Raw genomic sequence first — 507 nt, 5'->3', positions numbered from 1 at the left:
ACCTTCACTGATGCAGCAGGTAACAGCAGCACGGTTACTGACACTCAAGGCTTCACTGTGGATGTTACGCCACCGGCAGCACCAGAGATCAATCCGGTCAATGGTACTGATCCGATCTCCGGTACAGCAGAACCAGGTTCAACGGTAACAGTAACCTTCCCGAACGGAACAACGGTGGATGTCACCACTGATCCGGTCACAGGTGAATGGACCGTACCGAATCCGGGTGGACTGGTGGATGGTGATACCATCACCGCGATTGCCACAGACCCGGCAGGTAACCCGTCTGTACCAGGTACAGAAACTGTGGATGTCACACCTCCAAACCCTGCAGGTGCAACATTAACCATCAATGATGTCACTGCAGACAACGTGCTGAATGCAGTTGAATCAACTGGCACAGTGACCATCACGGGTACCCTGACCGGTATTCCTGCAGATGCAGCAACGGCTGTGGTAACACTCCTCATCAATGGCGTGACTTATACTGCAACAGTTGATGCAGCA

The 507-nt window shown here is 52.9% G+C and carries 1 protein-coding gene; it reads left to right on the top strand.

Annotated features, from left to right (window positions below):
* Positions 1 to 507: Ig-like domain-containing protein (locus OC23_RS05385; protein ID WP_038343361.1), on the top strand; the 507-nt coding region annotated here is incomplete at both ends.

This window comes from Acinetobacter sp. A47 (assembly GCF_000805455.1).
Lineage (GTDB): Bacteria > Pseudomonadota > Gammaproteobacteria > Pseudomonadales > Moraxellaceae > Acinetobacter.
The sequence above is the reverse complement of the archived record's forward strand: the minus strand, read 5'-3'. Positions and strand labels throughout refer to the sequence as shown.